This is a genomic window from Streptomyces sp. NPDC032161 (assembly GCF_040636995.1).
Taxonomy (GTDB): domain Bacteria; phylum Actinomycetota; class Actinomycetes; order Streptomycetales; family Streptomycetaceae; genus Streptomyces.
The window spans coordinates 310,900-337,477 of the sequence record NZ_JBEZVN010000004.1 but is presented as its reverse complement, the minus strand read 5'-3'; the positions used below and the strand labels follow the sequence as shown (position 1 = coordinate 337,477).

The window sequence follows — 26,578 nt, the reverse complement described above, 5'->3', positions numbered from 1 at the left end:
GACCTTCACTCTCTTTCCGTGACGGGGTGTTACGCATCTTCCGTGACGAGGCGGGTGAGCCGGATGCGGTTGATCCTGCCGAGTTCGGTGCGCACCTGTTCGCGTTCCTCCTCCGGCGAGTTCCCGATCCGGGACTTCACGGCGTCGCGCATCTGTTCGCCGGTGGCTCCGGTGGCGCAGATCAGGAAGACGTGTCCGAACCGTTCCTGGTAGGCCAGGTTCAGTTCGAGCATCTCGGCCCTGAGTTCCTCCGAGGCCGCGGCCATCCCCCGCTGTTCGCGGGAGGAGACCGGATCGCCGGGCCTCGGGCGGCCGATCGGCGGGTGACCGGCCATCGCCTCGGCCAGGTCCCCCGCGGTCAGCGCGGCCGTGGCGGCGTCACTGGCGCGAAGAAGGGCTTCGGCGTCGGCGTAGGGGCGTCGGGAGAGGATCGCTCTCCCCCATGTCGTGCTGGCGCACACCTCGTGCAGAGTGGCGGTGGCCTCGTCTTCCGCCAGGGTGTTGAACCGGGCCAGGCCCGGTGTGGAGCTCGAAGTCACGGGAGCCTCCGTGGCTGTTCTCGCGGTGCGAATCGTCGCTCCGCGTCGGTCGGGCTGCGCATAGCTAACGCCCTCCACAACACGGCGTCAACACTTTGTTGAAATTGCGCGAATGCGTGGGGCCGCCGTCCGAGGATCCGGACGACGGCCCCCACCCACGCCCGACGGCTCCCGGCCGCCGAGGTCTCCAACTACCCTTCCCTGGAAGCGTTTTCCCTGTTCAGGTAGTTGTAGACGGTGAAGCGGCTGACGCCCAGCGCACTCGCGACCGTCTCCACACCATGGCGCACGGAGAACGCGCCGCGCGCCTCCAGACTGCGCACCACGGCCTGCTTGGCCCTGCGGTCCAGCTCCGACAGCGGCATCCCGTAACGGCGTTCCAGGGCGGCCAGGATGTGGTCGAGCGACTCCGACAGCTGGGGCAGCCGGACCGCGACGACTTCCTCGCCCTCCCAGGCCAGCACCACGTCGTCGGCCTGGGCCTGGTCGGGCCCGAGCAGTTCGGCGCCCATGGCGTCGACGAGCGGCTTGACCGCCGCGACGAGGGGGTGGTCCGCGGGGGCGGTCACTTGGCGTCCTCACCGATGACGTTGACCTGGAGCGACACCCGGGTCGCGCCCGAGGCGAGGACGCTGCGCAGCAGGGTGTCCACCGTGCCGAGCACCTGGTCGGCGCCGCCCTCCGCCGTGTTGCCGAAGGGGCCGACGTCCACGGCGTCCAGTTCGGCCGCCCGGATGACCTCGCGGGCCACGACCGCGTGGGCGGGCGCCTCGTCGAGATCGAAGGGCTCCGTGGTGAACTCCACTCTCAGGCGCACTGTGCCTCCACTCGCGTTCGCCGTGCCCGGGTGGACCGGCGGTCCGGGGCCCGACCCTAACGCGTCCCCGACCAGGGCGTGTTTCGAAAGCAGCGTCGTCCGCCCGAGGGCCCGGGGCCGCGGACCGCCCCGGTGCCGCGCGGGCGACCTGCGAGGTCACCCCGTCAGGCCTCAGGGCCGCGACGGACCGTTCGCCCGGTACGGGAGCACGCAGGCGGCGGGCGGGAAAGGGAAGGCGTCCCCGCTGCGGGTCAGGGCGCCGTCGCGGGCGTCGGCCCGGATGGAACGCGAGGTGACGCGGTCCGGCCCCGGGGCGCAGCGCGGCGCGGGAGACCTCGGCGAGCCTGCCGCGTTCCTCGTCGAGCCGGTACGTGTAGACGGTGTCGTTGCCGAGGTCCACGGCGAGGACGTGGCCGCCGTCGGGAGCGGTGAGGATCTGGTGGGCGCGCGACCCGTCCTGGCCGGGGCCGAGCGGCGGCGTGGCGTGTGCGACCAGGTCCGTGGGCTCCCCCAGCGAGCCGTCGGCGCCGATGGGGTGCACCGCGACGCTGCCCGAGGTGTAGTTCGCGGTGAACAGCCAGCGCCCGGTGGGGTGGACGGACAGGTGGGCGGGGCCCGCTCCGCCGGTGCGGGGGCGGCCCCGACCGTCGGACCACGAAGTGCGTCAAGTCGCTCCCCCGGACCCGCTCCTGGTGGAGCATGGGGACGAGGCCCGGGCGGCCCGGGGTCCGCCCGGCGCGGGCGGACCGGGCGAGGAGACGGGCGGAGGGAGAACATGGTGGAGTCGGTGCCGGTGCGCTGTCCGGCCTGCCGCCGCGAGCACGCCTACCGGACGCAGTGCTACCCCTGCCCCTGCGGTGCGCCGACGGCCCCGCAGCCGCTGCCCGGCGCACCGGCCGTACCCGTCACCCACCGCACCTGGGACGACGACTGGGTGGCCGTGCGCTGCCGTACCTGCGGGCGCCTCGACCATTGGCCGCAGCCGGAGTTGCACTGCCCGTGCGGGACGGTGTCGCGGATACCGGTCCGCCCGGCACCGCCGCGTCCCGGCCCGGCCGCCGGGGCGGGCCCGGGCCGTGCCGCCGCGCCGGACCCCCGTCCGGCCTTCCGCCCCGGCCCGGCCCGTACCGCGCACGACGCCGTCGCGAACGCCGCCCGCTATCTGCGGTGGCTGGGCCACCACGACGTGGCACGACCCAGCGGCCCCTCCCCCGAGCGGATCGATCTGCGGGCCACCGGACTGATCGCGCGGGTCGACACCAGCAGCCGCCCGACCACCCTGCGCTCCGTCGAATGCCTGTGGCTGAACGCTCTGTCCGCCTCCGTCACGAATGTGTTCTTCTCACTCGGCGGATACGCGCGGGACGCCGCGACGCGTGCGGACGGACTCGGCGTCCCGCTCTTCGTGATGGACCGTACGGGAACGCCGCGGCCGGTCAACGGCCCGGCGGAGGAACTGATCGACCCCGGCGCCTGAGACCGCGGTGTCCGGACACCGCCGCGTCCGGACACCGCCCGGTACGCCTTCCGGGGACCGCCCGGCGCACGCCCCGGCGCACCGGCCGGTGCGCCCCTCGCCCCGGGCGCCATACTGGGCGCATGCTCATCCGTACCGCCCGCCCCTCCGATCTGCCGCTGCTCCAGGACATGGAACGGGCCGCAGGCGAACCGTTCCGCGCGCTCGGCATGGCCGCGATCGCGGACGACGATCCCCCACCGCTCGACCTGTTGGAGGACTACCGGCGCGCGGGGCGCGCCTGGGTGGCGGTGGACGACTCCGACCGCCCGGTCGGCTATCTGATCGCCGACGAGGTCGACGGCGCGGCCCACATCGAACAGGTCACCGTCCACCCGTCCGCCGCCCGGCGCCGGCTGGGCAGCGGGCTCATCGACCATCTCGCCCACTGGGCGGCGGGCCGGGGCCTGGGCGCGCTCACGCTGACGACATTCCGCCACGTGCCGTGGAACGCCCCTTACTACGCACGGATCGGCTTCCGCGTGCTGGACGATGCCGAACTCACCGACGGGCTGCGGAAGATCAGGGCGGCGGAGGCGGAACACGGCCTGGACCGGTGGCCGAGGGTCTGCATGCGGCGCGACGCACCGCACACCGGCCGCACCCCTCGACCCGCCGGAGCCGAGCGGCAACGCTGAGTGCAATCGGTCACGTTCGGGCCATGGGCCACACATGTTCGGGGGATTGTCGGTGGCGGGCCTTAAGGTGGGGTACATGGCATTAACTCCACGACCCCTACCGTCCACCGACCCCTCGCACCAGGCCCGTTCGTCCCGTACGTCCGCCGCCGAGGCGAACCAGGCGATACGGGCGCTGGTCGACGCGCAGGCCGGGCAGGAGTGGTCCCCCGTGGAGTCCGCCGCCTACGAGGTGCTGCTGATCGAGTGGGCGGCCGCCACCCGGGGTTCGGCCGGCGACATCATCGAGGCCGCCTGACCGCCCCCGGGCGCGACCGGGACCGCCGCTCCTACGCGCCGTAGCCCTCGCGCAGTTCGATCTTCCGGACCTTCCCGCTGACCGTCATCGGGAAGGACTCCAGGATCCGCAGGCCCCGCGGGATCTTGTAGTGCGCCAGCTGCTCGCGGCAGAACTCCGTCACCTCGTCCAGGGTCGGCGGGTCCGCCGGGTCCCTCGGAATGACGCAGGCGAGGACCTCCTCGCCGTAGGTGTCGTCCGGCACCCCCACCACCTGCACGTCCGCGATCTTCGGATGGCCGTAGAGGAACTCCTCGACCTCCCGCGGGTACACGTTCTCGCCGCCCCGGATGATCACGTCCTTGATCCGGCCGACGATCTCCACATAGCCGTCCTCGCGCATCACCGCGAGGTCCCCGGTGTGCATCCACCGGCCGGGGTCGATGACCTGGGCGGTGCGCTCGGGGTCCTGCCAGTAGCCGAGCATCACGCTGTAGCCGCGGGTGCACAGCTCGCCCGCCGTGCCGCGCTCCAGGGTCACCCCCGTCACCGGGTCGACGACCTTGACCTCCAGATGCGGCATGACCCGGCCGACCGTGCCGGTGCGCCGCTCCAGGTCGTCGTCCCGGCGGGTCTGGGTGGAGACCGGCGAGGTCTCCGTCATCCCGTAGCAGATGGACACCTCCTCCATGTGCATCTCGGCGACGACCCGCTTCATCACCTCGACCGGACACGGCGATCCGGCCATGATCCCGGTGCGCAGCGAGGACAGGTCGTACGAGGCGAAATCGGGGAGGTTCAGCTCCGCGATGAACATCGTGGGCACGCCGTAGAGCGAGGTGCAGCGTTCCTGCTGCACGGCGGCGAGCACCGCCGCGGGCTCGAAGGCGGGGGCCGGGATCACGATGCAGGCGCCGTGCGAGGTGGTGGCGAGATTGCCCATCACCATGCCGAAGCAGTGGTAGAACGGGACCGGCAGGCAGACCCGGTCCTGTTCGGTGTAGGCGATCAACTCCCCCACGAAATACCCATTGTTGAGGATGCTGTGGTGGGAGAGCGTGGCGCCCTTGGGGAAGCCGGTGGTGCCGGAGGTGTACTGGATGTTGATCGGGTCGTCGCAGGACAGCTCGGCCTCGCGGGCGGCGAGCTGATCTCTCGTCACCGATTGTGCCGAGGCCAGGAGTTCGTCCCACGAGGGATCGCCGATGTAGTGCACGGCGCGCAGGTCGGGACAGTCGGCGCGGACCCGGCCGACGAGAGCGCGGTAGTCGCTGGTGCGGTGCGCGAGCGAGGAGATCAGGAGGGATATCCCGGCCTGTTCCAGCACGTACTTCAGCTCGTGCGCCCGGTAGGCCGGGTTGATGTTGACCATGACGGCGCCGATCCGGGCCGTGGCGTACTGCGTGAGCACCCACTCCGGGCAGTTGACCGCCCAGATCCCGACCCGGTCGCCCTTGGCCACGCCCGCCCCCATCAGCGCGCGGGCCAGCTCGTCGACCGCCGCGCCGAACTCGGCGTACGTCCACCGCCGCCCGGAGGCGACGTCGACCAGCGCCTCGCGGTCGCCGAACGCCTCGACGGCGCGGTCGAGACTGCGTCCGATGGTGTCGCCGAGCAGCGGCGTGGTGCCGGTGCCGTGCGCGTAGGACAGTTCGCTCATCCCAGGTCCCCCTCGACGTACTCGGTTGTTGACGTGCGCGCGGGACGGCCCGCTCATCGGAAGTCCCCCTCGGCGTACTCGGTGCCGCCACCGGTTCCCCGGGCCGTGCGCTCGCGCAGTTCGATGCGGCGGATCTTGCCGGAGACGGTCTTGGGCAGATCGGCGAACTCCAGTCGGCGCACGCGCTTGTACGGGGCGAGGACCGAACGGGAGTGCTCGAAGAGGATCTTCGCGGTGTCCGGGCCGGGCTCCCAGCCCTCCGCGAGCACGATGTACGCCTTCGGCACGGCGAGGCGCATCGGGTCGGGGGCCGGCACGACCGCGGCCTCGGCGACCGCCTCGTGCTCCAGCAGCGCGCTCTCCAGCTCGAACGGCGAGATCTTGTAGTCGGACGCCTTGAAGACGTCGTCGGCCCGGCCGACGTAGGTGATGTAGCCGTCCAGGTCCCGGGAGCCGATGTCCCCGGTGCGGTAGTAGCCGCCCGCCATCGCCTGCGCGGTCCGCTCCGGGTCGCCGTGGTAGCCGGTCATCAGGCCCACCGGGCGGTCCGACAGGTCCAGCGAGATCTCGCCCTCGAGCGCGCCGGGCTCACCGGTCACCGGGTCGAGGAGCTCGACCCGGAATCCCGGGCTGGGCCGCCCCATCGACCCGGCCTTCAGCAGCTGGCCGGGGGTGTTGGCGACCTGCACGGAGGTCTCGGTCTGGCCGAAGCCGTCCCGGATGGTCACGCCCCAGACGCGCCGCACCGTCTCGATGACCTCCGGGTTCAGCGGCTCCCCGGCCGCCACGACCTCGCGCGGCGGGTTCTTCAGCTGGGAGAGGTCGGCCTGGATCAGCATCCGCCAGACGGTGGGCGGGGCGCAGAAGCTGGTGACCCCTGAGCGGTCCATCTCGGCCATCAGCCGTGCCGCGTCGAAGCGGGTGTAGTTGAAGATGAAGACGGTCGCCTCGGCGGTCCACGGCGCGAAGAGGTTCGACCAGGCGTGCTTGGCCCAGCCGGGCGAGGAGATGTTGAGGTGGACGTCCCCCGGCTTGAGACCGATCCAGTACATCGTCGACAAGTGGCCCACGGGGTACGACGCGTGGGTGTGCTCGACGAGCTTGGGGCTGGCGGTGGTGCCGGAGGTGAAGTAGAGCATCAGCGGCTCGTCGGCGTCCGTCTCCCGGTCCGCCCGGTACGTCTCCGGGTGGCCGTCGGCACCCGTGTACGGCAGCCAGCCCGGCACGTCCGCGCCCACGGCGATCCGGGTGTAGTCGCCGGGCACCTCGTCGAACTTGGGGGTGTCGGTGTCCCGCACCAGCACGTGCCGGACCCGGCCGCGCTCCACCCGGTCCCGCAGGTCGGCCGGGCCCAGGAGCGGGGTGGCGGGGATGACGACGGCGCGCAGCTTCATCGCGGCGAGGGCCGTCTCCCACAGTTCGACCTGGTTGCCGAGCATGACGAGGATCCGGTCCCCGGCCCGGACGCCCTGGGCGCGCAGCCAGTTCGCGACCCGGTTGGAGCGCGCGGACATCCGCGCGAAGGACACCTCGGTGCGGTCGCCGTCCTCCTCCACGATGTGCAGGGCGGTGCGGTCGTTGTTCTCCGCGATCACGTCGAACCAGTCGAGCGCCCAGTTGAAGCGATCGGTCCTGGGCCAGCGGAAACCCTCGTAGGCCGCCTGGTAGTCCTCGCGGTGACGCAGCAGAAAGTCCCGGGCGGCCCGGAACGTCTCCGTCGCGCTGGTTGCCGACATGTGCCCTCCTCATTGCGGACCGGACCGGTCGCTTAACATCATGTAAACAGTGACCCAGATCTCACCACCCCCGAACGGGGGTGCGCCGAGCGGGTCACCTGGGCCGTGTCTTCGAACCGGCGGTGTCCGGCCGTCGGCCGGGCAGAGAGGCGTCAGCGTGCCGGAACCCGACAATGCCGTCGACATGGGAGCGGCCCTGCTGCGGCTGCGCCGGACCAGTGGGCTGCCCATCGCCTTCGGCGGGCTGCTCTCGGACGCCCGCCATGCCCGGATCGCGGAGCTGAACGGGGCGCAGACCGGCGCCCTGCGCGGGCTCGTCATCTCGGCGGGCAGCGGCCTGGGCGGGAAGTCGATCGCCCTGTCCCGGCCGTGCGCGGTCACCGACTACCGCGCCTCCCGCCACATCAGCCACGAGTACGACATGGCGGTCGCGGCGGAGGGGCTGCGCTCCGTGGTCGCGGTGCCCGTCGTCGTACGGCGCAAGGTACGCGGTCTGCTGTACGGGGCGCTGCGCGAGCCGGTCACGCTCGGGGACCGCACGTTCGACGCGGCGGTGGCCGCGGCCCGCGACGTGGAGCAGGCCCTGGTCGTCCGGGACGAGGTGCAGCGGCTCCTGACCGTCACGCGGGAGCAGCTCACCGACGCCGGGTCCGCGCCCCCGGGGGCGTGGGAGGACGTCCGCGAGGCCCATCGCGAGCTGCGCACCCTGGTCCCGAAGGTCGTCGACCCCGCGCTGCGCGAGGAGTTGCTCGCGGTGTGCGGGCGGCTCGCCTCGGCGGCCGGGTCCGGATCGGGGTCGGGGGCGGGCGCCGGGAATCCGCGACGGTGCGAGGTGCGGCTGGCGCCGCGCGAACTGGACGTGCTGGCCTGCGTGGCAGCGGGCACGACGAACGCGGTGGCGGCGGAGCGGCTGGGGCTGCGCCCGGAGACGGTGAAGGGGTATCTGCGTTCGGCGATGCGCAAGCTGGGGGCGCACACGCGTCTGGAGGCGGTGGTGGCGGCGCGGCGCGCGGGGCTGCTGCCGTGAGGTCCGCCCGGTCCGGGCGACCTGGGCGGCATGTCGTCCGGGCCGGGCGGAGGGCGGGCCCCGCCGGGGCAGGGTGGGCGGTACGCCGCCGGAGCCGGACGCGGGAGACACGCCCGGGGGCCGGGGTCTGCCCCGCTCCGTGCGGCCCGCCATGCCGGAGGGGCGCGGGACCGGGGATCACGGCTCGGCCGCCCGCACCATGAGCGGGTGATCAGTGTCCTGTTCGCCGTCCTGACCGCGCTCACCAACGGCGCGGCCTCCGTCCTCCAGCGCCGGGCCGCGCGCACCGTCCCCGACAGCGAGGCGATGCGGCTGTCGCTGATCGGGCACCTGCTGCGCCGTCGGACCTGGCTCGCCGGCATCGGTCTGGTGATCGTCGCGGCCGTCTGCCAGGCCGTGGCCCTGGCCACCGGGCCGATCGCCGTGGTCCAGCCGATCTTCGTGATCGAGCTGCCGGCCACGCTGCTGATGGCGGGATTCGTCATGCGGGTCCGGCTGCCCGCCTCGCTCTGGTACGCGGTGGCGGCCATGACCCTGGGGCTGGCCCTGGGCATGATCTCGGCGGCGCCGCAGGGCGACGGCGCCGCGGTGCGGGGAGCGGTCTGGATTCCGGCGCTGATCCTGACCGGACTCTTCGAGGCGGCGCTGATCGGTACGGCGCTCGGCGTCCGCGGCAACGCCCGGGGCGCGCTGCTCGGTCTCGCCGCCGCGTGCGGGTACGCCCTCACGGCCGCGCTCATGAAGGACGCCATGGCGCGGCTCCGGGGTGGGGGCGGGGCGGTGGCGCTGCTGGCGTCCTGGCAGCTGTACGCCACCGCCGCGGCGGGGGTGGGCGCTGTTCCTGCTCCAGAACGCCCTCCAGGCGGGCATGCTGGTCGCGGTCCAGCCGCCGCTGACCCTGGGTGACGCCCTGATCAGCGTGCTGTACGGGGTGACGCTGTTCGACGAGCGGCTGCGCACCGGGTGGTGGCTGGTGCCGGAACTGTTCGCACTCGGGCTGATCACGGTGGGCAGCATCGTGCTGGCCCGCTCCCCGCTGGCCTCCGGGGCCGCGCCGCCGGAACCGCGCCGGCTCCGGTGAGCGGGCGGCGCGATTCCCGGACCGGGTCGCGCCGCGCGACCGCCGGCGCTATCCTCCCGTCGAGCCATGTGTGGCGACGGGCGAGGGGCCCGGTACTTTTTTTGGGGGTTGGTGTGGTTTCTGGTCGCGTGGTGCGATTCGACAGCGCTCGGGGATACGGCTTCATCGCGCCCGATCACGGCGGTGAGGACGTCTTCCTGCATGTGAACGACATGTTGATCCCGGAGTCCTATGTGCACACGGGCACTCTGGTCGAGTTCGAGATCGAGGACGGTGACCGCGGGCTGAAGGCGTCGTCCGTCCGGCTCGCCGAGGGGCCCGACGGCAAGCCGCTGACCCCCCCGAGGCCGACCGCCTCTCACGCGGGGTCGACGGACGACGACGCTCTGTGCGACGTGCTCAGCTCGGCCGCGTTCACCAGGGAGGTGACCGACATCCTGCTGGAGTCGGCGCCTACGCTGACGGGTGCCCAGATCCTCCAGGTCCGGGGCGCGTTGCTCCAGTTCGCCAAGAACCACGGCTGGACCGAGGGCTGACTGGACCCGCGTCCGGTGACCCGTCCCCTGCCCGGGCCCGCCCGGGGACCGGTCCCCGGGCGGGCCCGGGCGGGTCAGGCGCTCGGTTCGCGCACCACCAGCGGCGTGCCGAGGACCTGGTGTCCGCCGCTGGCCAGCATGCGCACCTCTCCCCGGTCACTGATCTCCGCACGTACGATCCCGGTCTCGTCCTCGTAGATCGGGTACCCGCCCGCGCCCGAGCGCTCGGTGCGCCGGACGGTCACCGTGTCGTCCTCCACGGCGGAGGACTGAAACACCAGCTCGTAACTCTCCGGGTAATCCATGGCAGCTCTCCCGACACCGATGGGGGCAGGACATGGCCCGCCTGCCACACGTCCATGGTCCCTCGGACCGGCCGTCCGCGCCCAGGGGACGAACGGCTGCGGACTCCTGCCGGGGCCACTTATCCTGTACCCATAAGGACGCTTCGGCGGTTTTGAGGCGCTTATTGCGTATATGCCGTAGACGCGCATGTTTGAGCGCGTACGACCCGTTCCGCCCGAGTCATGTGTCCGGCGCGCAGGACCGGGGTCCCGGAACCGGGAAGGGACAGACCATGAAGGACGCCGAGATGGGGGACGATGTCTACCAGCCCCAGCAGCCGGAGGCATCCGACCTCCCCGAGCAGCTCGACATCGAGGACACCCTCGACAACCGCGGGCTGACCGACCTGCTCGACGAGGGCTACTCCCCGCCCGAGCGACCGTGGGCGGTGGAGGACCTGGGCACCACGGCCGCCGAGCAGCACAGCGGCGAGCCCCTGGAGAGCCGTCTGGCCCGGGAGCTCCCCGACATCACCGCGGTCGACGGCGACGGCATGGGGGATCTCTCCGACAGTGACGGCGAGCTCTGGGACGGGGAGGTCGGCGCGGTACGCGCCGGACGTCTCACCCGGGAGCTGGACATCGACGAGCCGGACACCCTGGCGGCCGAGGACGTCGGGATCGACGGCGCCGGGGCATCGGCCGAGGAAGCGGCCGTGCACGTGGTCCCGGACAACCAGCTCTGAGCTCCGAGCGGAGTCCGGCTCCGGGCAGCCCCCGGACGCCCGGAGGCGGACGGGAACCCGAACGGCCCTCACGGTCACAGCATCGCGCACGGTCGCAGCACCGCGTCGCACTCGCCGCATCCCCACATCGCGCACGGCCACGCCGTCGTGCGCTTCGGCCGGAACCTGTCCCGAGCGCCTCGCCGTCCCCACTCCGGGTCCTCACTCCGGCTCGTCGAGGAACCTCCCGCCCTCCAGCAGGGTCTTGAGCGTCGAGAGGATCATGACCCAGCCGCTGCTGACGCCCTCCAGCATCCTGCTGTCCGGACTGTCGAAGCCGTCGTGGGTGAGCGTCAGCTTGATGCCCATCTCGGGCTCCTCGGCCGGCTCGATGGCGAAGGCGACCTTCGACCGTTCACGGACGGCCTTCTCCCACTCCTCGTCCGAGGCGAAGTCGAACATCTGACGGTGCATGGGCTGCAGGGTGTGCCAGGTGTAGGCGAGCCGCCTGCCGGGCTCCGCCGCCAGGACGCGCTGCCCGACCTCCTCGAACTCGCCGTCCGGGTCCATCTTCCAGCGGACCGGCGCGCCGACCTCCCAGGTCGAGTCGGGGCCGTATCCGCCCATGTAGATCCTGATGGACTCGGGGTCGGTCAGCGCCTGGTAGAGCTGCTCGGCCGTGGTCTGGATATAGATGACGTAGACGAACTCCGGCTTGTCCATGGCTGCTCCTTCCGGCCCCCTGCCCTCCCACCGTAGGCAACCGCCCCGTTGCATGCCGGGCGCGACCCGCCCCCGCGTCTCCATGACGCCGTGAGGATGTACGGAATTCACTTCTGATGTCTTGTCAAGGCTGGTTCTACGCGCATAGCTTTTGCCCTCACCAGACTTCGGGAGCAGCCCACCGTGCACATATCCAGACCCCGTTCCGTCCTGCTGGCCGGCGCCGTCGCCGTGACGCTGTCGGCCACCGCGCTGCCCGCCGCCTTCGCGGCTCCGTCCTCGACCGCCGTGATCTCCGAGGTGTACGGCGGCGGAGGCAACTCGGGCGCGCAGCTCACCCGCGACTTCATCGAGCTGGGCAACGCCGGCACCGCCGCGTACGACCTGTCCGGGTTCAGCGTGCAGTACCTGCCCGCCGCTCCTTCGGCCGGTTCGCTGTGGCAGGTGTCCGCGCTGTCCGGTTCCCTCGCCCCCGGCGGCCGCTACCTCGTCGCCGAGGCGGCGGGGACCGGCGGCACCGAGGCCCTGCCGACGCCGGACGCCACCGGCACCATCGCGATGTCGGCCACCGGCGGCACCGTCGCGCTGGTCTCCGGCACCACCCCGCTGACCTGCAGGACGGCCGCCGACTGCGCGGCCGACACCCGGATAGTGGACCTCGTCGGCTACGGCTCCGCCGTCGTACGGGAGGGCTCCGGCCCGGCCGCCGGGGCGTCGAACACCGCCTCGGTGGCCCGCGCGGCCTCCCTCGCCGACACCGACCACAATGCCGCGGACCTCACCGCGGGCACCCCGACGCCGGTCAACGCGGCCGGCGAGACGTCCGGCGGGTCCGGACCGGTCGATCCCGGCGGCCCGACGGAGCCCGGCAGCGTCCGGATCCACGACATCCAGGGCACCACCCGGGTGTCGCCGCTGAACGGCCGCCAGGTGACCGGGGTGCCCGGCGTCGTGACCGGCGTGCGCGCCACCGGCTCGCGCGGCTTCTGGATCCAGGACACCGCTCCGGACGCGGACCCCCGTACCGCCGAGGGCGTGTTCGTCTTCACCGGGTCCGCCGCGCCGGGGGTCGCCGTGGGCGACTCGGTTCTGGTCAGCGGCAAGGTGGACGAGTACTACCCGTCGACGACCAGCCAGTCGGTCACCGAGATCACCTCGCCGAAGACGACGGTCCTGTCCTCGGGCAACCCGCTGCCCGCCCCGGTGGTGCTCGACGCGGCGTCGGTGCCGGACGCGTACGTGCCCTCGGCGGCCGGTGGTTCCATCGACGGGCTGCCGCTCGAGCCGTCTGCGTACGCCCTCGACCTGTACGAGTCGCTCGAAGGCACTCGCGTCCGGATCGCCGACACCCGGGTGACGGGCGCCACGAACGCGTACGGCGAGGTCTGGGTCACCGTGAAGCCGCAGGAGAACCGGACCGCGCGCGGCGGCACCCTCTACTCCTCGTACACCGACCGGAACACCGGCCGCATCAAGGTGATGTCGCTCGACGCGAACCGTCCGGTCCCCGTCGCGAACGTGGGCGACGAGCTGTCCGGGGCCACCACCGGGGTCATGGACTACGCCTCGTACGGCGGCTACACCCTCCAGGCCACCGAGCCGGGCACGCTCACCGACCACCGCCTGCGGCGCGAGGTGACCCGGAAGCAGAAGGGCAAGGAGCTCGCCGTCGCCACGTACAACGTGGAGAACCTCGACGCGCTGGACGAGCAGGCCAAGTTCGACACCCTCGCCGAGGGGATCGCCGTCAACCTCTCCTCCCCCGACATCGTGTCGCTGGAGGAGATCCAGGACGACAACGGCGCGGTGAACGACGGCACGGTCGGCTCCGAGGCCACCCTGAAGCGGTTCACCGACGCGATCGTCGCCGCGGGCGGGCCCCGGTACGCGTGGCGGTACATCGCCCCCGAGAACAACAAGGACGGCGGCGAGCCCGGTGGCAACATCCGCAACGTCTTCCTCTTCGACCCCGAGAGGGTCGACTTCGCGGACCGCGCGGGCGGCGACGCGACGACGCCCGTGGCCGCGGTGCGCACGAAGAAGGGGGTCGCGCTCTCGGTGTCGCCCGGCCGGATCGCCCCGGCCAGTGACGCCTGGGCCGACAGCCGCAAGCCGCTCGTCGGCGAGTTCCGCTTCCACGGCAAGCCGGTGTTCGTCATCGGCAACCACTTCGCGTCCAAGGGCGGCGACCAGCCCCTGCACGGCAAGTACCAGGAACCGAGGCGCACTTCGGAGGCCAAGCGCGTGCGGCAGGCGACGGAGGTCAACACCTTCGTCAAGTCGCTGCTGGCGGCCGACGACTCGGCCCGCGTCATCACGCTCGGGGATCTGAACGACTTCTCGTTCTCCCCGACGATGGACGCACTGACCGACGGCAAGGTGCTGAAGCCGCTGATCGACACCCTGCCGGCGGACGAGCGGTACAGCTACGTGTACGACGGCAACTCGCAGACGCTGGACCACATTCTGACCAGCCCCGGCATCCGCCGCTTCGACTACGACGTGGTGCACATCAACGCGGAGTTCGCCGACCAGGCCAGCGACCACGATCCGCAGATCGTACGGGTCGACGTCAACGCTCCCGGGAACGCCCACGGGCCCGAGCACGGCCACGGCCACGACGGGCACTGACCTCCGGTGCGTACGGGCGGGGTGCGGGCGTTCCCGCCCCCGTCGCGCCCACGTCCCGTGAGAGCCGTGCCCGGGTCGCCCCCGCGGCGCCCGGGCACGGCTCTCACCCTCTCGGCACCGGCTGCGGGCGCGCCGCCGGGCGCGGGACGACGGCCGGGCCGGGCTCCGGCTGCGGCCGCAGCGGGCGGTCGGTGAAGAACCGGGCCACGAGATCGGCGACGTCGTCCGGGCGTTCCAGGACCACCCAGTGGTCGGACTCCCCGATCGTGAGGAACCGGCTGCCCTCGATCGTGGCGGCGAAGGCCCTCTGCCGCTGCGGCGAGGTCACCGTGTCGTGCTCGCCGGCGAAGACCAGGGCGGGCACACCGGTCAGACCGCCGGAGAAGTCCCGCCGGTGCTCCAGTGGCCGCACCAGCGACCGGGCGGCGTGCGGCGAGTGGGTCAGTGCGTGCAGGAAGGAGCGCCGGACGTACCGCTGGGCCAGCTCCCGCCGATGGACCCGGCGTCCGGGGTCCTGGCACATCAGTGCCGCGGCGGCCAGCGCGGCCAGTCCCGTCATGTCGTCGGCCGCGAGCCGGTCGACGGCCCGGCGCCATCCCTCCCGCTGCTCGTCGCCGATGTTGCAGGGCACCCCGCCGAGGACCAGCCGGGCGATGCGCTCGGGGTGGCGCCGGGCGCAGCCGAAGGCGATCGAGGTGCCGTAGGAGAAGCCGAACAGATTGACCTTCGGCACGCCGAGGTCGTCGGTGATCCCGGCGACGGCTTCGCACAGCAGGTCGTCGTCCGCCCCGGCCGGCAGCGGGTCCGCGCCGCCCATGCCGGGCAGGTCGGCGGTGACGACGGGGGCGAGCGGTCCCAGGTGGTCGTCCATCTGGGGCCAGCCGTACATCCCCTGGAGCGCGCCGCCGAGGATGACGACCGGTTCGGCGCGCGGCGCGGGCTGTACGAGGACCCGGTAGCCGTAGCGCAGTCCGCGCACCGACAGGGTCCGGATGATCTCCTCGGCCATGGTGGGTCCTCTTTTCCGGGTCAGGCCCTGGTGAGGACGAGTGCGGCGTTGTGACCGCCGAAGCCGAGCGAGGTCTTGGCGGCCGCGTCGAACGCGCCCGGGCGGGCCTCCTTGCGCACCACGTCGAACGGGATGCCGGGGTCGGGGGCCTCCAGATTCACGGTGGGCGGCACGAGCCGGTGCTCCGGCGCCAGCGCGGTCTTGGCGGATGGTCGCCGCGATCGAGTACCAGCGCGACCACTTCGCGGACACTCCCGCGCTGATCGTTCCGTGCTACCGGTTCCCGGAGCCGCGGGTGGACGAGGACGGGCTGCGGGAGTCCGCGCGGGCGCTCGGCCCGGCCGCGACCGAGCACATGATGAACGCCCAGGACCGGTTCCAGGCGCTCGCCGAGGGTTCGCGCGTCTACCCGGGGGTGCAGAACCTGCTGCTGGCCGCGCGGGCACTGGGACTCGCGGCGAACATCACCATCTGGCACCTGATGCTGGAGCGGGAGTGGAAGGCGGCGCTCGGCATCCCGGAGGACATGCACACCTTCGCGGTCGTGCCGGTCGGCCTGCCGCAGGGCTCCTTCGGTCCGGTCCGGCGGCGTCCGGTGGCGGACGTCATCCACCGCGACCGCTGGTAGCGGCGCCCGCCCGGCCCCATTCGCCCGGCGGGGCCGGGCCTGCGGGCGTCCACGGCCCGGCCCTCGACCGCGCACCGCCCCGGCCCGCACCCCAGGTTCCGGACGGCGTGTCAACCCCATTCGAGTGAAAGGAAGTTGGACGCGCGGGTAGATGATTGTCATGACCTGAACACGTCGCTACGCTGAGCGGCTCCGCGCCCCTCCCGCCCGTCCGGGCCCGGGGACGCACGCCTTCCCCCCACACAGAGCAGGAGCAGGTATGCCCCGACGAGACGGCCTCCACGCGAGGGTCCGTACCTCCGTCCTGGCGGCCCTCACCGCCACCGCCCTGGCCGCGACCGGCACCCCGGCCCTCGCCTCGTCCGAGGGCGACCGCCCCATGAACCGGGCGTTCGCGCGGGCGGCCGAGGAGTTCGGCGTACCGCGCGATCTGCTCACCGCCGTCGGGTACGGCGAGACCCGCCTCGACGGCCACGCCGGGCGTCCCAGCCAGGACGGCGGGTACGGGGTGATGCACCTGGTGAGCAACCCCGTGAACCGGACGCTGGAACGGGCCGCCGCGCTCACCGGCGCGTCCCCCGCCGAACTGCGCACCGACACCGCGGCGAACGTCCTGGGCGGCGCGGCGGTGCTCCGGGCCTACGCCGACACGCTCGGCCTCGACGCCCGGGACCGCGACGACATCGACGCCTGGTACCCGGTCGTCGCCCGGTACGCCGGTACGGACGGGCCGGCCGGCGCCCTGTACGCCGACGCCGTGTACGACGTCCTGGCCGACGGTCTCGACACCGTCGTCCCCGGTGGCGAGCGGATCTCGGTGACGGGCCGCCCGGTCGCTCCGCGAAAGGACCCGTCGGCCTCCGCCGACGTGCGGACGCAGAGTCCGGACTACCCGTCGGCGCTGTGGGTCCCGGCCCACGAGAAGAACTACGCCACCGGGCGCACCGCGGCGATCGGCAAGGTGGTCATCCACGTCACGCAGGGCTCGTACGCGGGCTCGATCAACTGGTTCCGCGACCCGGCCTCAGGGGTGAGCGCGCACTACGTGGTGCGTTCCTCCGACGGCGAGATCACCCAGATGGTCCGCGACTCCGACACCGCTTACCACGCGCGCAGCGCCAACTCCTCGACGCTCGGCGTCGAGCACGAGGGGTTCATCGACGACCCGTCCTGGTTCACGGACTCGATGTACCGCTCGTCCGCCGCGCTCACCAGGCACCTGTGCGACCGGTACGGCATCCCCAAGGACCGGGCGCACATCGTCGGGCACAGCGAGGTGCCGGGCAACGACCACACCGACCCCGGCCCGAACTGGGACTGGGCGCGGTACATGGAGCTGGTCGGCGGGGACTCCGGCACCCCGGCCGACGGGCTGAGCTTCACCTCGTACGCCGCCCTGCGCAGCGGTTCGACCGGACCGCAGGTGGCGGCGGCGCAGCGGCTGCTGGGCGAGCAGGGCCATCCCGCGGGGGCGGTGGACGGCGCCTTCGGCCCGGCCACGCTCCAGGCGGTCCGGGCGTACCAGACGGCCCTGGGGCTGAACGCCGACGGTGTCGTGGGGGCGATGACCTGGACCGCGCTGCTGTCGGCGGGTGAGACGCCCACGATCGGGCGGGGTGCCTCGGGCGACGCGGTGAAGCGGCTCCAGCGCGCGCTGACCGCGGCACTGGGCTCGCCGGTCGGCATCGACGGGAGCTTCGGCCCGGCGACGGCGACGGCGGTGCACGCGTACCAGACGAGCCGGGGCCTGGCGGCCGACGGCGTCGTGGGCCCCGCCACCTGGGCGGCGCTGCAGGCGGGGCGCTGACGAGCTCCGTGCGGCCGGTTCCCGGTGCGCCCCCGGCCCGGTCCGGTCGGGGGCGCACCGGCCTCCGCTTCCGGCCACCGGCCGGGCCCCGGGCCCCGTCACTTTTCGGTAACCTGGCCGAAACCCTTGACGTTTCTCCCGGCGCGTTCTTAACCTCACTGCCTAGTAGCTAGTTCCAGCAGTTCACGTGCTGCGGCGCTTTCCGCAGTGTTTTGACAGGCACAGACACAGACCACCTGTCGGTGGCTTCGTCATGCCTGTTTCTGTGCTCCCCGTGCCGCCGACGGGTCTTCCTCGAAGGCGGACTCATGGCACAACGTCCGAGCGTCAAAGGCGTCGCCGACGTCGTTGCGCTCATCGATGGGCTGGGAAAGATCACCGGCCGGGCGCAGATCATCTGGTTCCTGGTGTTCGGCGGACTGTTCCTCGACGCCTACTCCAACGCCGCGCTGAGCGCGGGCCTGGGTCCGATGACGACCCAGATGGAGCTCACGAGCACCCAGGTCTCGATCCTCACGGCCACCGCTCCGGCCCTGGCGATCATCTTCAATCCGGTGGGCGGCTGGCTAGCCACCCGGATCGGCCGCGTCCCCCCGCTGCTCATCGCCAAGGTGTTCGCGATCGCGGGGGCCCTGCTCGCCGCGTTCGCCGGTGACTTCACCGTCGTCTGGCTCGGCCGGGTCCTGGTGGGTGTCGCGTACGGCATCGACTTCGCGGTGGCCATGGCGCTGCTCGCCGAGTACACGCCCGCGAAGCTGGGCGGCCGGCTCAACCTGTGGCAGGCCGTCTGGTACGTCGCCACCACCAGCAACCTGGCGTTGGCCCTGCTCTTCTTCCATCTGGACGTCGGCGCGGACATCTGGCGCTGGTCGGTCGGCTCGGCCGCGGTCGTCGCCGCCGTGCTGCTGCTGGGCCAGGCGCTGATGCTCAAGGAGAGCCCCACCTGGCTGGCCAGCAAGGGACGGCTGGAGGAGTCCGTCGCCAACCTGGACCGGATCTACGGGATCGAGGCCGTCGCCGGTGAGCCCGACGCGGCGACCCGCACCGCCGCCGAGGCGCCCGCCATCGGTTTCCGGCAGGCCGGGCTGCTGTTCAAGGGCGCGTACCTGCCGCGCACGGTCCTCTCCTCGGTGATCTCGCTCGGGCAGTCGATGCAGTACTTCGCGGTCGGCTGGTACCTCCCGCTGATCAGCCTGGCGATCTTCGGCGAGAGCTTCGAGAAGGCCACCATCGGGTCGATGGTGTTCAACGCCTTCGGCATCGCGGGCGGGCTGCTCTCCGCGTACTTCGGCCGCCGCCTCGGACTGCGGCTCAGCTCCGCCGCCGGTTTCGCCGGGGTCTTCGTGGCCCTGGTGGCGATGGGGCTGACCTTCGAGAAGGTGCCCACGGCCGTGGCGTTCCTGCTGCCGGTCCTGTTCATCCTGTGCCACTCGGCGGGCCCCGGCGCCAACGGCAAGTCCATCGCGGCGCTCTCGTACAGCAGTGACGTGCGCGCCCTGGGCACCGGTGTCACCGGCATGGTCGGCAGCTTCGGCAGTGTGGTCGGGCTGTACGTGTTCCCGCAGATCAAGGAATCGCTCGGGCTCGCCGACACCTTCCTGGCGCTGTCCGTCGTGCCGCTGCTCGGACTGATCACCTGTCTGGTGATCAAGTGGGACCCGACGAAGGCCGCCTCGCCCGACGAGGTCGCCGGACAGGACCACGACACCGCCGCGCGACCGGCCCGGTCCATGGCCGCGCGCTGATCCGCCACACACCCTCCCCTCCCCTCCTCCGCACGGCTCGCTCGCGATGCCCGCAACGAAAGGGCTGCAATGACGCAGACGTTCCCCGGCGCCGCCCCACGGCGCGGTGTGCTGTCCATCGACGAGGGCACCACGGGCACCCGGGCCGGAGTCGTCCTCGACTCGGGCGCCGCCCACGAGGTGTTCTACCGGTCGATCGCGGTCGGCCACCCGGACGACCTCTCCGTCGAGCAGGACCCGATGGAGATCTGGACCGCCACTGTCGAGGTGGCGCGCCGGGCCGTCGACCGGGCCCGTGAGGAGGGCATCGAGGTCACCGCGGTCGCGCTGTCCACGCAGCGGGCCACGGCGATGCTGTGGGACCGGGTCACCGGCCGGCCGCTGCTGCCCGCGGTGGTGTGGCAGGACCGGAGGTACGCGCAGGAGCTCACCGCGTACGAGGCGGAGTGGGACGCCGCCCTGCTGTCCCGGCAGGGCCGGCCGGTCGGCGCCCGCTCCCCGTTCCTCTGGGCCGCCCGGCAGATCGCCGAGCACCGGGAGGTGGCCGAGGCGCACCGGGCCGGACGGCTGCTCTTCGGCACCGTCGACACCTGGCTGATCTGGCGGCTGACCGGTGGTGCCGTGCACGCCACCACGCCGACCAACGCCGCCTCCACCGGCGGCTACCTGCTGGAGCGGCACGCCTGGGACGAGGAATGGATCGGCCGGCTCGGCTTCCCCCTCGACCTGCTGCCGGAGCTCCGCTCCGACGACGCCGGTTTCGGCACCACCGACCCGGCCGCCCTCGGCGTCGCCGTCCCGCTGGCCGCCTCCATGGGCGACCAGCACGCCGCGCTCGTCGCGCTCGGCGGGCTCGCCGCCGGGCAGGGCATGTGCGTGTACGGGACGGGCGCGTTCGTCGACGCGGCGACCGGCACCACGCCCGCCCTGCCCCGGCCGGACATCTCCGGGGTGCTCGCCCAGCCCGGCCGGCGGCAGGGCGACACCAGCCACTACAGCCTGGAGGCGTACACCTCCACGGCGGGCTCGGCACTGCGCTGGCTCTGCGACGGCCTGGGCCTGTTCGCGTCGCCGAAGGAGCTCGGTGAGGAGGCGGGCCGGGTCCCCACCCGGCCGGGCCGCACCCCGCGTTTCGTCCCGGCGCTCGCCGGGGTCCGTACGCCGGTCTGGCACCCGGAGGCCACCGCCGCCCTCACCGGGCTCACCCTCGCCACCACCCGCGCCGACCTCGCCCGCGCCGTGCTCGACGGGATCGCGCACTCGGTGTGCGACCTGATCGACGGGGTCGCCGACACCATGGGCACCCCGTTCACCCGGCTCCGGGTCGGCGGCGGCGTCTCCGGCAGCGACCCGTTGATGCGGATCCAGGCCGACCTGACCGGTCTGCCGCTGGAACGGGTCTCCGACTCCGCGACCGCCAGCCTGCGCGGCACCGCCTATCTGGCCGGGGTCGCCCGCGGCCTGTGGTCCTCCCTCGAAGAGATCGTCGAGGCGCAGCCGCACGGCCGCGTCTTCGAGCCGTCGCTCCCGGCGGCCGAGCGCGCCGAGCAGCGGGCCGCCTGGCGCGAGGTGCTGATCGCGCATCTCGGCGACCCGGCGCTGCGCCCCCTCAACACGTCCACCCCCCACTGACGGCCCCGGCCGTCGCACCGGCGGCCCGTCCCCCGACGACGCGGCCGCCGTACCGAAACACCAGGAGTTGATGTCGTGATCACTATGCCCGCCCGGAAACCGCGGCGGAACGCCGCGGCGACCCGCCGAACGCCCCTGCTGCTCGACCGGGCGGCCCTCAAGCGCCGGCTGGCCGACGACACGTACGACGTGCTCGTCATCGGCGGCGGTATCACCGGGGCGTACGCCGTGCTGGACGCGGTCTCGCGCGGACTGCGCGCGGCGCTGATCGAGAAGGACGACTTCGCCTCCGGCACGTCGTCGAAGTCGTCGAAGATGGTGCACGGCGGCCTGCGCTACATCGAGCAGGGCAACGTCAACCTGGTCCGCCACTCGCTCCTGGAGCGTCACCGCTTCCGGAAGAACGCCCCGCACCTGGTGCACCGGCTGCCGTTCCTGTTCCCGGTCCTGGAGAAGGAGGGGGTCTTCGACGCCCGCCTCGCCAAGGGCTTCGAGGGCCTGCTGTGGACGTACGACCTGGTCGGCGGCTGGCGGATCGGCAAGCTCCACCAGCGGCTCTCCGTGCCCGAGGTGCTCGCGCAGGCGCCGACGCTGCGTGCCGACGGCCTGAAGGGCGGGCTGCTGTACTTCGACGCCCGCACCGACGACGCCCGGCTCGTCCTCACCATCGTCCGCACCGCCGCCGCGCTCGGGGCGACGGTCCTCAACGGGGCGAAGGCCGAGAGCCTGCTGACGCAGGCGGGCCGGGTGTCCGGGGCCCGGGTGTCGGCGGACGGCGACACCTTCGACGTCCGCGCGCGGGCCGTCGTCAACGCCACCGGGGTGTGGACCGACGAGCTGGACGCGAAGGCGGACGAGGGCCACAGGCCGCAGGTCCGGCCCGCCAAGGGCGTCCACATCGTGGTCCCGTGGGACAAGGTGCGGATCAACTGCACGGTCACCGTGCCGATCCCCGGCCGGGCCCGCCGCGCGACCTGCACCCGCTGGGGCAACAGCGTCGTCCTGGGCACCACCGACGAGGACTACCAGGGTTCCCCGGACGACGTGCACTGCACCCGCCGGGAGATGGACTTCCTGCTGGAGGGCGCCAACACCGCCTTCGAGGGGAAGCTCACCCCGGACGACGTGGTCGGTTCCATCGGCGGTCTGCGTCCGCTGGTCGGCGGCAAGGAGGGCGCCACCCTCGACATGCGCCGCGACCACCACATCACCATCGGCCGCACCGGCATGGTGACGGTGACCGGCGGCAAGCTCACCACCAGCCGGCACATGGGCGAACTCGTCATCGACAAGGTGATGACCGTCCTCGGCCGCAGGGCGAAGAGCCGCACCACCGACCTCCCGCTCCTGGGCGGCGCCGGTTACGACTCCGAGGCCGTCGCCGCGTCCGGCGGCATCGCCGCGCACCTGGGCGAACGCTTCGGCACCGAGGCCCGGTTCGTCGGCGACCTCATCCAGGACGACCCGTCGCTGGCCGAACCGGTCGTCGCGGGACTCCCGTACACGAAGGCGGAGGTCGTGTACGCGGCCCGCGCCGAGCTGGCCCGTTCGGTCGACGACGTCCTCTCGCGCCGCACCCGCGCCCGGCTGTTCGCCCGGGACGCGTCCGTGGACGCCGCCGAGGCCGTCGGCGCGATCCTCGGCCGCGAACTCGACCTCACGGAGGCGGAGGTCGAGCGCTCGGTCGCCGAGTACCTCGCAGCCGTCCGTCACGAAAAGTCCGTACTCCTCGAAGGGGCAGCAGCATGATCAGCCGTCAGACCATCACCCATCCGTTCAACCGGGGCGACTACACCGTCGGCGCCCCCAGCTTCGCGAAGTGGGCACGCAACACCCCGATCGGCGACGGCGGTGCCGCGCTCCAGGCGGACCCGGTCGAGGTCCCCGAGGCCGTGGTCGAGGCGCTGCGCGAGGTCGCGCACGCGGTGCACACCTCCCGCGAGGAGGTCGTCACCCGGACCCGCGACTGGTGGGCCGGTTCGATGATCGGCGAGACCGAGGGCCGTCCGGCGACGCCCGACGCCGTGGTCGTCGAGGCGGCCGACGCCGACCAGGTCGCGGCCGTGCTGCGGATCTGCCACGAGGCCGGCGTCCCGGTCACCCCGTCGGCGGGCCGCTCCAACGTCACGGGCGCCGCGCTGCCCGTCTTCGGCGGTGTCGTCCTGGACCTGTGCGGGCTGAACCGGATCGTCGGCTTCGACGCCGAGTCGAACATCGTGGACGTCCAGTCCGGCATGTTCGGGGACCTCTTCGAGAAGCAGCTCCAGGAGGAGTACGGCGTCACCACCGGCCACTGGCCGTCCGCGTTCGCCGTCTCCACCGTCGGCGGCTGGATCGCCTGCCGCGGCGCCGGCCAGCTCTCCACCCGCTACGGCAAGATCGAGGACATGGTCGTCGGCGTCGACGTCGTGCACGCGGACGGCACCCGCGCCACCTACGGCGACTACGCCCGTGCCGCGGTCGGCCCGGACCTGCGCCAGCTGTTCGTCGGCTCCGAGGGCACCCTCGGCGTCATCGTCTCGGCCCGGCTGCGGGTCCACCCGCTGCCCGAGTACGCCTCCGCCGCCGCGTACGGCTTCAAGACCTTCGCGGAGGGCCTGGACGCCTGCCGCCGGATCATGCAGCGCGGCGCCACCCCGGCCGTCCTGCGCCTGTACGACGAGCTGGAGTCGGGCACCCACTTCGGCCACCCGGAGACCAACCTCCTGCTGATCGCGGACGAGGGCGACCCGGCGATCGTCGACGCCTCGATCAAGGTCGCCAAGGAGGTCTGCGAGGAGTACGGCCCCGAGCTGGACAGCCAGGCCGTCTTCGAGCGCTGGCTCGACGAGCGGATGCTGGTCGGCAAGTCCGCCGACGGCTTCAAGCCCGGTCCGGGCTTCGTCGCCGACACCCTGGAGATGGCCGCGTCCTGGACCGACCTGCCGGTGATCTACGACGAGGTGGTCGCCGCGATCCAGGCGGTGGACGGCACCCTGGCCGCCTCCGCCCACCAGTCGCACGCCTACACCGACGGCGCCTGCGTCTACTTCTCGCTGCGCGGGGACGTGGCGCCCGAGGCACGCCGCGACTGGTACCGCGCGGTGTGGGACGCCGCCAACGCCGTGCTCATCAAGCACGCGGCGGCGATCAGCCACCACCACGGCTGCGGTCTGCTGCGCGGCCCCTACGTGCCGGACGCCCTCGGCGCGGGCTTCGCGGCCTTCGTCGCGGTGAAGAAAGCCCTGGACCCGAAGGGCATTCTCAACCCTGGCAAACTGGGCCTTCCCAGCCGATTCGGTACGTCCCCGCTGAGCTGAGCCCAGCCGCCACGAACCCTCCCTCCCAGGCAGGTCCTTGCCATGAACCCTTCCCCGTCCCGGTCCGGCGCCGCGCTCGACCCCCGGCTCGCCTCCGCGCTCGCCGAGGTCCCGGTCGTCGCGTCGGTCGTCGGCACCCAGCCGCTGCGCCAGTTCCTGACCGCGCCGTCCCGGGTGTGCATCGTCGCGTCGCTCGCGGTGGGCCAACTGCCCCAGGTCGTACCGGCGCTGGGCCGGGCGAGGAAGACCGTGTTCGTGAACGTCGACAGCAGCCCCGGCCTGGCCCAGGACCGGGGCGCGCTGGAGTTCATCAAGAACATGGGCGCCCACGGCGTGGTCAGCACCCGGCTCTCGCTCATAGAGAAGGGCCGCCCGCTCGGCCTGCTGACGATGATGAAGGTGTTCGTCACCGACCGGTCCAATCTGCGCCGCTCCACCGACGCGATCTCGCGCGGGGCGCCGGACCTGGTCGAGATCATGCCCGCCCCGATCGTCGCCCGGATGAGCGCGCAGGCGCAGCGCGCGATGTCCCCGTCGATCGCCGCGGGCTTCGTGGAGACCCCCGCCGACGTGGCGCTGGCGCTGGCCCTCGGGTCCGTCGCCGCCGCCACGTCCGACCCCCGCCTCTGGCACCTGCGCCGGGACCAGCTGCCGCCGGTCCCGCCCGCCGCGCTGAAGAGGCCCACCGCACCACCCCAGGAGTGAAACCCGCATGACCTACGTCGTCGTCGCCCGCTACCGCACCAAGGAGGGCGAGGAGAACACCGTCCTCCCCCTCCTCGACACCATGGCCGCCGCCTCCCGGCAGGAGCCGGGCAACCTCGCCTACCGCATCCACCAGGGCACCGAGGACCCGCGGGCGATCGTGCTGTACGAGGAGTACGCCTCCGAGGCCGACTTCACCGCCCACTGCGCCACCCCGCACTTCGAGCGGATCGTGCTCGGGGAGGTCGTCCCGCTGCTGGAGAGCCGCGACGTGCTGCGCTGCGCCCCGCGCCCGGAGACCCAGGCATGAGGACCCGCGCGGCGGTACTGCGCGGGGTGTCGACGGCCCGCCCCTACGCCACGACCCGCCCGGTGGAGGTGGAGGAGCTGGAGCTGGGCGCCCCGCGCGAGGGCGAGGTGCTGGTGCGGATCGCGGCCGCCTCGCTGTGCCACTCGGACCTCTCGGTGGTCAACGGCGACCGGGTGCGCCCGCTGCCGATGGCGCTCGGTCACGAGGCGGTGGGCGTCGTGGAGGAGACCGGCCCGGGCGTCGGCCGGGTCTCCCCCGGCGACCACGTGGCGCTGGTCTTCGTGCCGAGCTGCGGATTCTGCGCCGACTGCGCGGCGGGGCGGCCGGCCCTGTGCGAGCGCGCGGCGGCGGCGAACGGGACGGGGGCGCTGCTGTACGGCCCGTCGCTGCTGACCGACGCGTCGGGCGCCCGCGTCCACCACCAGCTGGGCGTCTCCGCGTTCTCCGAACACGCGGTGGTGGCCCAGGAGTCGGTGGTGCCGATACCCAGGGACGTGCCGTTCGCGGTGGCGTCGATGTTCGGCTGCGCGGTCCTGACCGGCGCCGGGGCCGCCATCAACACGGCGGCCCTGCGCCCCGGGCAGTCGGCGGTGGTCTACGGCCTGGGCGGGGTGGGCCTGTCCGCCGTGCTGGGGGCCCGCGCGGCGGGAGCGTACCCGGTCGTCGCGGTCGACCCGGTTCCGGAGAAGCGCGAACTGGCCCTCCATCTGGGCGCGTCGCACGCGTTCGCCCCCGACGGGGCGGTCGAGGCGATCCGCGAACTCACCTCCGGGGGCGCCGAGGTGGCGGTCGAGGCGGTGGGCAGCCCGAAGGTGATGGCCGAGTGCCTGACGGCCGTGGCCCGGGGCGGCAGGGTCGTCTCGGTGGGCCTGCCGGCCCCTGGCCGGACGCTGGAGGTTCCGGCACTGGCGTTCGCGGGCGAGGGCAAGTCCCTGATCGGTTCGTACATGGGCGACGCGGTTCCGCGCCGCGACATCCCCCGGTTCCTGGACCTGTGGCGGGCGGGCCTGATGCCGGTGGAGCGGATGCACACCGGCACGTTGCCGCTGACCGGCATCAACGAGGCGCTGGAGGAGCTGGCCTCGGGCCGGGCCATCCGCCAGATCATCGACACCTCGGGAGCACCGGCCGCCTGACGGGCCGTCGCCCTTCGGCCGGCGGGCCGAAGGGCGACGGCGCCCCTTCCGCGACCGGAGGGGGCGCCGTCGGTCATGGCGGCGGAACGCGGCCCGGGGCCGGACGGGCGAGGATGT

Annotated in this window: 23 protein-coding genes and 4 pseudogenes; 17 read left to right on the top strand and 10 right to left on the bottom strand. The window is 72.9% G+C overall.

Annotated features, from left to right (window positions below):
* Positions 1 to 29: 29 nt before the first annotated feature.
* From uraD to AB0E67_RS13790, 4 genes and pseudogenes are all read right to left on the bottom strand, one after another.
* A complete protein-coding gene (gene uraD / locus AB0E67_RS13805) occupies positions 30 to 539 on the bottom strand; it encodes a 2-oxo-4-hydroxy-4-carboxy-5-ureidoimidazoline decarboxylase (RefSeq protein ID WP_362025317.1) in 510 nt (169 codons plus the stop codon).
* A 191-nt stretch (positions 540 to 730) separates the two neighbouring features.
* Positions 731 to 1,108, bottom strand: a complete 378-nt coding sequence (locus AB0E67_RS13800) for a helix-turn-helix domain-containing protein (protein ID WP_362025314.1) — start codon at positions 1,106 to 1,108, stop codon at positions 731 to 733.
* Positions 1,105 to 1,344 carry a hypothetical protein gene (locus tag AB0E67_RS13795; protein WP_351518630.1) on the bottom strand — a complete coding sequence of 80 codons (240 nt, stop codon included), beginning with the start codon at positions 1,342 to 1,344 and terminating at the stop codon, positions 1,105 to 1,107. Before AB0E67_RS13795 ends, AB0E67_RS13800 begins: the two co-directional genes overlap by 4 nt.
* Before the next feature lie 286 nt (positions 1,345 to 1,630).
* Positions 1,631 to 1,984 (bottom strand): annotated as a pseudogene (locus tag AB0E67_RS13790) (beta-propeller fold lactonase family protein); the annotation flags it as partial.
* A gap of 150 nt (positions 1,985 to 2,134) precedes the next feature.
* Here AB0E67_RS13790 and AB0E67_RS13785 point away from each other — a divergent pair.
* From AB0E67_RS13785 to AB0E67_RS13775, 3 genes are all read left to right on the top strand, one after another.
* A complete protein-coding gene (locus tag AB0E67_RS13785) occupies positions 2,135 to 2,833 on the top strand; it encodes a hypothetical protein (RefSeq protein WP_362025568.1) in 699 nt (232 codons plus the stop codon).
* A 122-nt stretch (positions 2,834 to 2,955) separates the two neighbouring features.
* A complete protein-coding gene (locus AB0E67_RS13780; RefSeq protein WP_362025311.1) occupies positions 2,956 to 3,510 on the top strand; it encodes a GNAT family N-acetyltransferase in 555 nt (184 codons plus the stop codon).
* A 76-nt stretch (positions 3,511 to 3,586) separates the two neighbouring features.
* A complete protein-coding gene (locus AB0E67_RS13775; RefSeq protein WP_362025308.1) occupies positions 3,587 to 3,808 on the top strand; it encodes a hypothetical protein in 222 nt (73 codons plus the stop codon).
* Positions 3,809 to 3,839: 31 nt separating this feature from the next.
* Here AB0E67_RS13775 and AB0E67_RS13770 read toward each other — a convergent pair whose 3' ends face one another.
* Together AB0E67_RS13770 and AB0E67_RS13765 are read right to left on the bottom strand one after the other, a co-directional pair.
* Complete coding sequence (locus AB0E67_RS13770) at positions 3,840 to 5,447, bottom strand: AMP-binding protein (protein WP_362025305.1); 1,608 nt, start codon at positions 5,445 to 5,447, stop codon at positions 3,840 to 3,842.
* Positions 5,448 to 5,500: 53 nt separating this feature from the next.
* Complete coding sequence (locus AB0E67_RS13765) at positions 5,501 to 7,183, bottom strand: AMP-binding protein (protein ID WP_362025302.1); 1,683 nt, start codon at positions 7,181 to 7,183, stop codon at positions 5,501 to 5,503.
* Between the two features lie 157 nt (positions 7,184 to 7,340).
* Here AB0E67_RS13765 and AB0E67_RS13760 point away from each other — a divergent pair, with 157 nt between their 5' ends.
* From AB0E67_RS13760 to AB0E67_RS13750, 3 genes and pseudogenes are all read left to right on the top strand, one after another.
* Positions 7,341 to 8,210 carry a helix-turn-helix transcriptional regulator gene (locus AB0E67_RS13760; RefSeq protein WP_362025299.1) on the top strand — a complete coding sequence of 290 codons (870 nt, stop codon included), beginning with the start codon at positions 7,341 to 7,343 and terminating at the stop codon, positions 8,208 to 8,210.
* Between the two features lie 207 nt (positions 8,211 to 8,417).
* Positions 8,418 to 9,291: pseudogene (locus AB0E67_RS13755) on the top strand (DMT family transporter).
* A 128-nt stretch (positions 9,292 to 9,419) separates the two neighbouring features.
* The gene (locus AB0E67_RS13750; protein ID WP_351518548.1) at positions 9,420 to 9,827 is read left to right on the top strand and encodes a cold shock domain-containing protein; all 408 of its coding nucleotides are present in this window, start codon (positions 9,420 to 9,422) and stop codon (positions 9,825 to 9,827) included.
* Positions 9,828 to 9,901: 74 nt separating this feature from the next.
* Here AB0E67_RS13750 and AB0E67_RS13745 read toward each other — a convergent pair whose 3' ends face one another.
* Complete coding sequence (locus AB0E67_RS13745; RefSeq protein WP_073782286.1) at positions 9,902 to 10,132, bottom strand: DUF6296 family protein; 231 nt, start codon at positions 10,130 to 10,132, stop codon at positions 9,902 to 9,904.
* Positions 10,133 to 10,404: 272 nt separating this feature from the next.
* Between AB0E67_RS13745 and AB0E67_RS13740 the strand changes: the two genes are divergently transcribed.
* A complete protein-coding gene (locus AB0E67_RS13740; RefSeq protein WP_362025295.1) occupies positions 10,405 to 10,857 on the top strand; it encodes a DUF5709 domain-containing protein in 453 nt (150 codons plus the stop codon).
* Positions 10,858 to 11,058: 201 nt separating this feature from the next.
* Here AB0E67_RS13740 and AB0E67_RS13735 read toward each other — a convergent pair whose 3' ends face one another.
* The gene (locus tag AB0E67_RS13735) at positions 11,059 to 11,559 is read right to left on the bottom strand and encodes an SRPBCC family protein (protein ID WP_362025292.1); all 501 of its coding nucleotides are present in this window, start codon (positions 11,557 to 11,559) and stop codon (positions 11,059 to 11,061) included.
* A gap of 183 nt (positions 11,560 to 11,742) precedes the next feature.
* Here AB0E67_RS13735 and AB0E67_RS13730 point away from each other — a divergent pair, with 183 nt between their 5' ends.
* The gene (locus tag AB0E67_RS13730; RefSeq protein ID WP_362025289.1) at positions 11,743 to 14,190 is read left to right on the top strand and encodes an endonuclease/exonuclease/phosphatase family protein; all 2,448 of its coding nucleotides are present in this window, start codon (positions 11,743 to 11,745) and stop codon (positions 14,188 to 14,190) included.
* A 103-nt stretch (positions 14,191 to 14,293) separates the two neighbouring features.
* On the opposite strand, the gene AB0E67_RS13725 is transcribed toward AB0E67_RS13730, so the two are convergent.
* Positions 14,294 to 15,199 (bottom strand): alpha/beta fold hydrolase, encoded by a 906-nt coding sequence (locus tag AB0E67_RS13725; RefSeq protein WP_362025286.1) that lies wholly within the window; start codon positions 15,197 to 15,199, stop codon positions 14,294 to 14,296.
* A 20-nt stretch (positions 15,200 to 15,219) separates the two neighbouring features.
* Positions 15,220 to 15,408 (bottom strand): annotated as a pseudogene (locus tag AB0E67_RS13720) (3-oxoacyl-ACP synthase); the annotation flags it as partial.
* On the opposite strand from AB0E67_RS13720, the pseudogene AB0E67_RS13715 reads away from it, so the two are divergent.
* From AB0E67_RS13715 to AB0E67_RS13675, 9 genes and pseudogenes are all read left to right on the top strand, one after another.
* A pseudogene (locus AB0E67_RS13715) lies at positions 15,405 to 15,827 on the top strand (nitroreductase family protein); the annotation flags it as partial. The pseudogenes AB0E67_RS13720 and AB0E67_RS13715 overlap by 4 nt on opposite strands.
* Before the next feature lie 259 nt (positions 15,828 to 16,086).
* Positions 16,087 to 17,634: a peptidoglycan-binding protein gene (locus AB0E67_RS13710; protein ID WP_362025283.1), complete on the top strand. Its 1,548-nt coding sequence runs from the start codon at positions 16,087 to 16,089 to the stop codon at positions 17,632 to 17,634.
* Positions 17,635 to 17,942: 308 nt separating this feature from the next.
* A complete protein-coding gene (locus AB0E67_RS13705; RefSeq protein ID WP_362025281.1) occupies positions 17,943 to 19,379 on the top strand; it encodes an MFS transporter in 1,437 nt (478 codons plus the stop codon).
* 69 nt (positions 19,380 to 19,448) lie between these two features.
* Entirely contained in the window at positions 19,449 to 21,011 is a 1,563-nt protein-coding gene (locus AB0E67_RS13700) for an FGGY family carbohydrate kinase (RefSeq protein WP_362025278.1), read from the top strand.
* 75 nt (positions 21,012 to 21,086) lie between these two features.
* Positions 21,087 to 22,760 (top strand): glycerol-3-phosphate dehydrogenase/oxidase, encoded by a 1,674-nt coding sequence (locus tag AB0E67_RS13695; RefSeq protein ID WP_362025275.1) that lies wholly within the window; start codon positions 21,087 to 21,089, stop codon positions 22,758 to 22,760.
* Positions 22,757 to 24,310, top strand: a complete 1,554-nt coding sequence (locus tag AB0E67_RS13690; protein WP_362025272.1) for an FAD-binding oxidoreductase — start codon at positions 22,757 to 22,759, stop codon at positions 24,308 to 24,310. The genes AB0E67_RS13695 and AB0E67_RS13690 overlap by 4 nt, the downstream gene beginning before the upstream one ends.
* Positions 24,311 to 24,352: 42 nt before the next feature.
* A complete protein-coding gene (locus tag AB0E67_RS13685) occupies positions 24,353 to 25,015 on the top strand; it encodes a glycerol-3-phosphate responsive antiterminator (protein ID WP_362025270.1) in 663 nt (220 codons plus the stop codon).
* A gap of 7 nt (positions 25,016 to 25,022) precedes the next feature.
* Complete coding sequence (locus AB0E67_RS13680) at positions 25,023 to 25,325, top strand: putative quinol monooxygenase (protein ID WP_362025267.1); 303 nt, start codon at positions 25,023 to 25,025, stop codon at positions 25,323 to 25,325.
* Positions 25,322 to 26,461: a zinc-binding dehydrogenase gene (locus AB0E67_RS13675; protein WP_362025264.1), complete on the top strand. Its 1,140-nt coding sequence runs from the start codon at positions 25,322 to 25,324 to the stop codon at positions 26,459 to 26,461. The genes AB0E67_RS13680 and AB0E67_RS13675 overlap by 4 nt, the downstream gene beginning before the upstream one ends.
* The last annotated feature ends 117 nt before the right edge of the window (positions 26,462 to 26,578 follow it).

Excerpts from the sequence above, each read along its gene's own strand:
- AB0E67_RS13700 (WP_362025278.1), top strand. The coding sequence starts at position 19,449 with ATGACGCAGACGTTCCCCGGCGCCGCCCCACGGCGCGGTGTGCTGTCC.
- AB0E67_RS13770 (WP_362025305.1), bottom strand. The coding sequence starts at position 5,447 with ATGAGCGAACTGTCCTACGCGCACGGCACCGGCACCACGCCGCTGCTC.
- AB0E67_RS13765 (WP_362025302.1), bottom strand. The coding sequence starts at position 7,183 with ATGTCGGCAACCAGCGCGACGGAGACGTTCCGGGCCGCCCGGGACTTT.
- AB0E67_RS13745 (WP_073782286.1), bottom strand. The coding sequence starts at position 10,132 with ATGGATTACCCGGAGAGTTACGAGCTGGTGTTTCAGTCCTCCGCCGTG.
- AB0E67_RS13735 (WP_362025292.1), bottom strand. The coding sequence starts at position 11,559 with ATGGACAAGCCGGAGTTCGTCTACGTCATCTATATCCAGACCACGGCC.
- AB0E67_RS13690 (WP_362025272.1), top strand. The coding sequence starts at position 22,757 with ATGATCAGCCGTCAGACCATCACCCATCCGTTCAACCGGGGCGACTAC.
- AB0E67_RS13675 (WP_362025264.1), top strand. The coding sequence starts at position 25,322 with ATGAGGACCCGCGCGGCGGTACTGCGCGGGGTGTCGACGGCCCGCCCC.
- AB0E67_RS13725 (WP_362025286.1), bottom strand. The coding sequence starts at position 15,199 with ATGGCCGAGGAGATCATCCGGACCCTGTCGGTGCGCGGACTGCGCTAC.
- AB0E67_RS13775 (WP_362025308.1), top strand. The coding sequence starts at position 3,587 with ATGGCATTAACTCCACGACCCCTACCGTCCACCGACCCCTCGCACCAG.
- AB0E67_RS13740 (WP_362025295.1), top strand. The coding sequence starts at position 10,405 with ATGAAGGACGCCGAGATGGGGGACGATGTCTACCAGCCCCAGCAGCCG.
- AB0E67_RS13710 (WP_362025283.1), top strand. The coding sequence starts at position 16,087 with ATGCCCCGACGAGACGGCCTCCACGCGAGGGTCCGTACCTCCGTCCTG.
- AB0E67_RS13685 (WP_362025270.1), top strand. The coding sequence starts at position 24,353 with ATGAACCCTTCCCCGTCCCGGTCCGGCGCCGCGCTCGACCCCCGGCTC.
- AB0E67_RS13705 (WP_362025281.1), top strand. The coding sequence starts at position 17,943 with ATGGCACAACGTCCGAGCGTCAAAGGCGTCGCCGACGTCGTTGCGCTC.
- AB0E67_RS13780 (WP_362025311.1), top strand. The coding sequence starts at position 2,956 with ATGCTCATCCGTACCGCCCGCCCCTCCGATCTGCCGCTGCTCCAGGAC.
- AB0E67_RS13680 (WP_362025267.1), top strand. The coding sequence starts at position 25,023 with ATGACCTACGTCGTCGTCGCCCGCTACCGCACCAAGGAGGGCGAGGAG.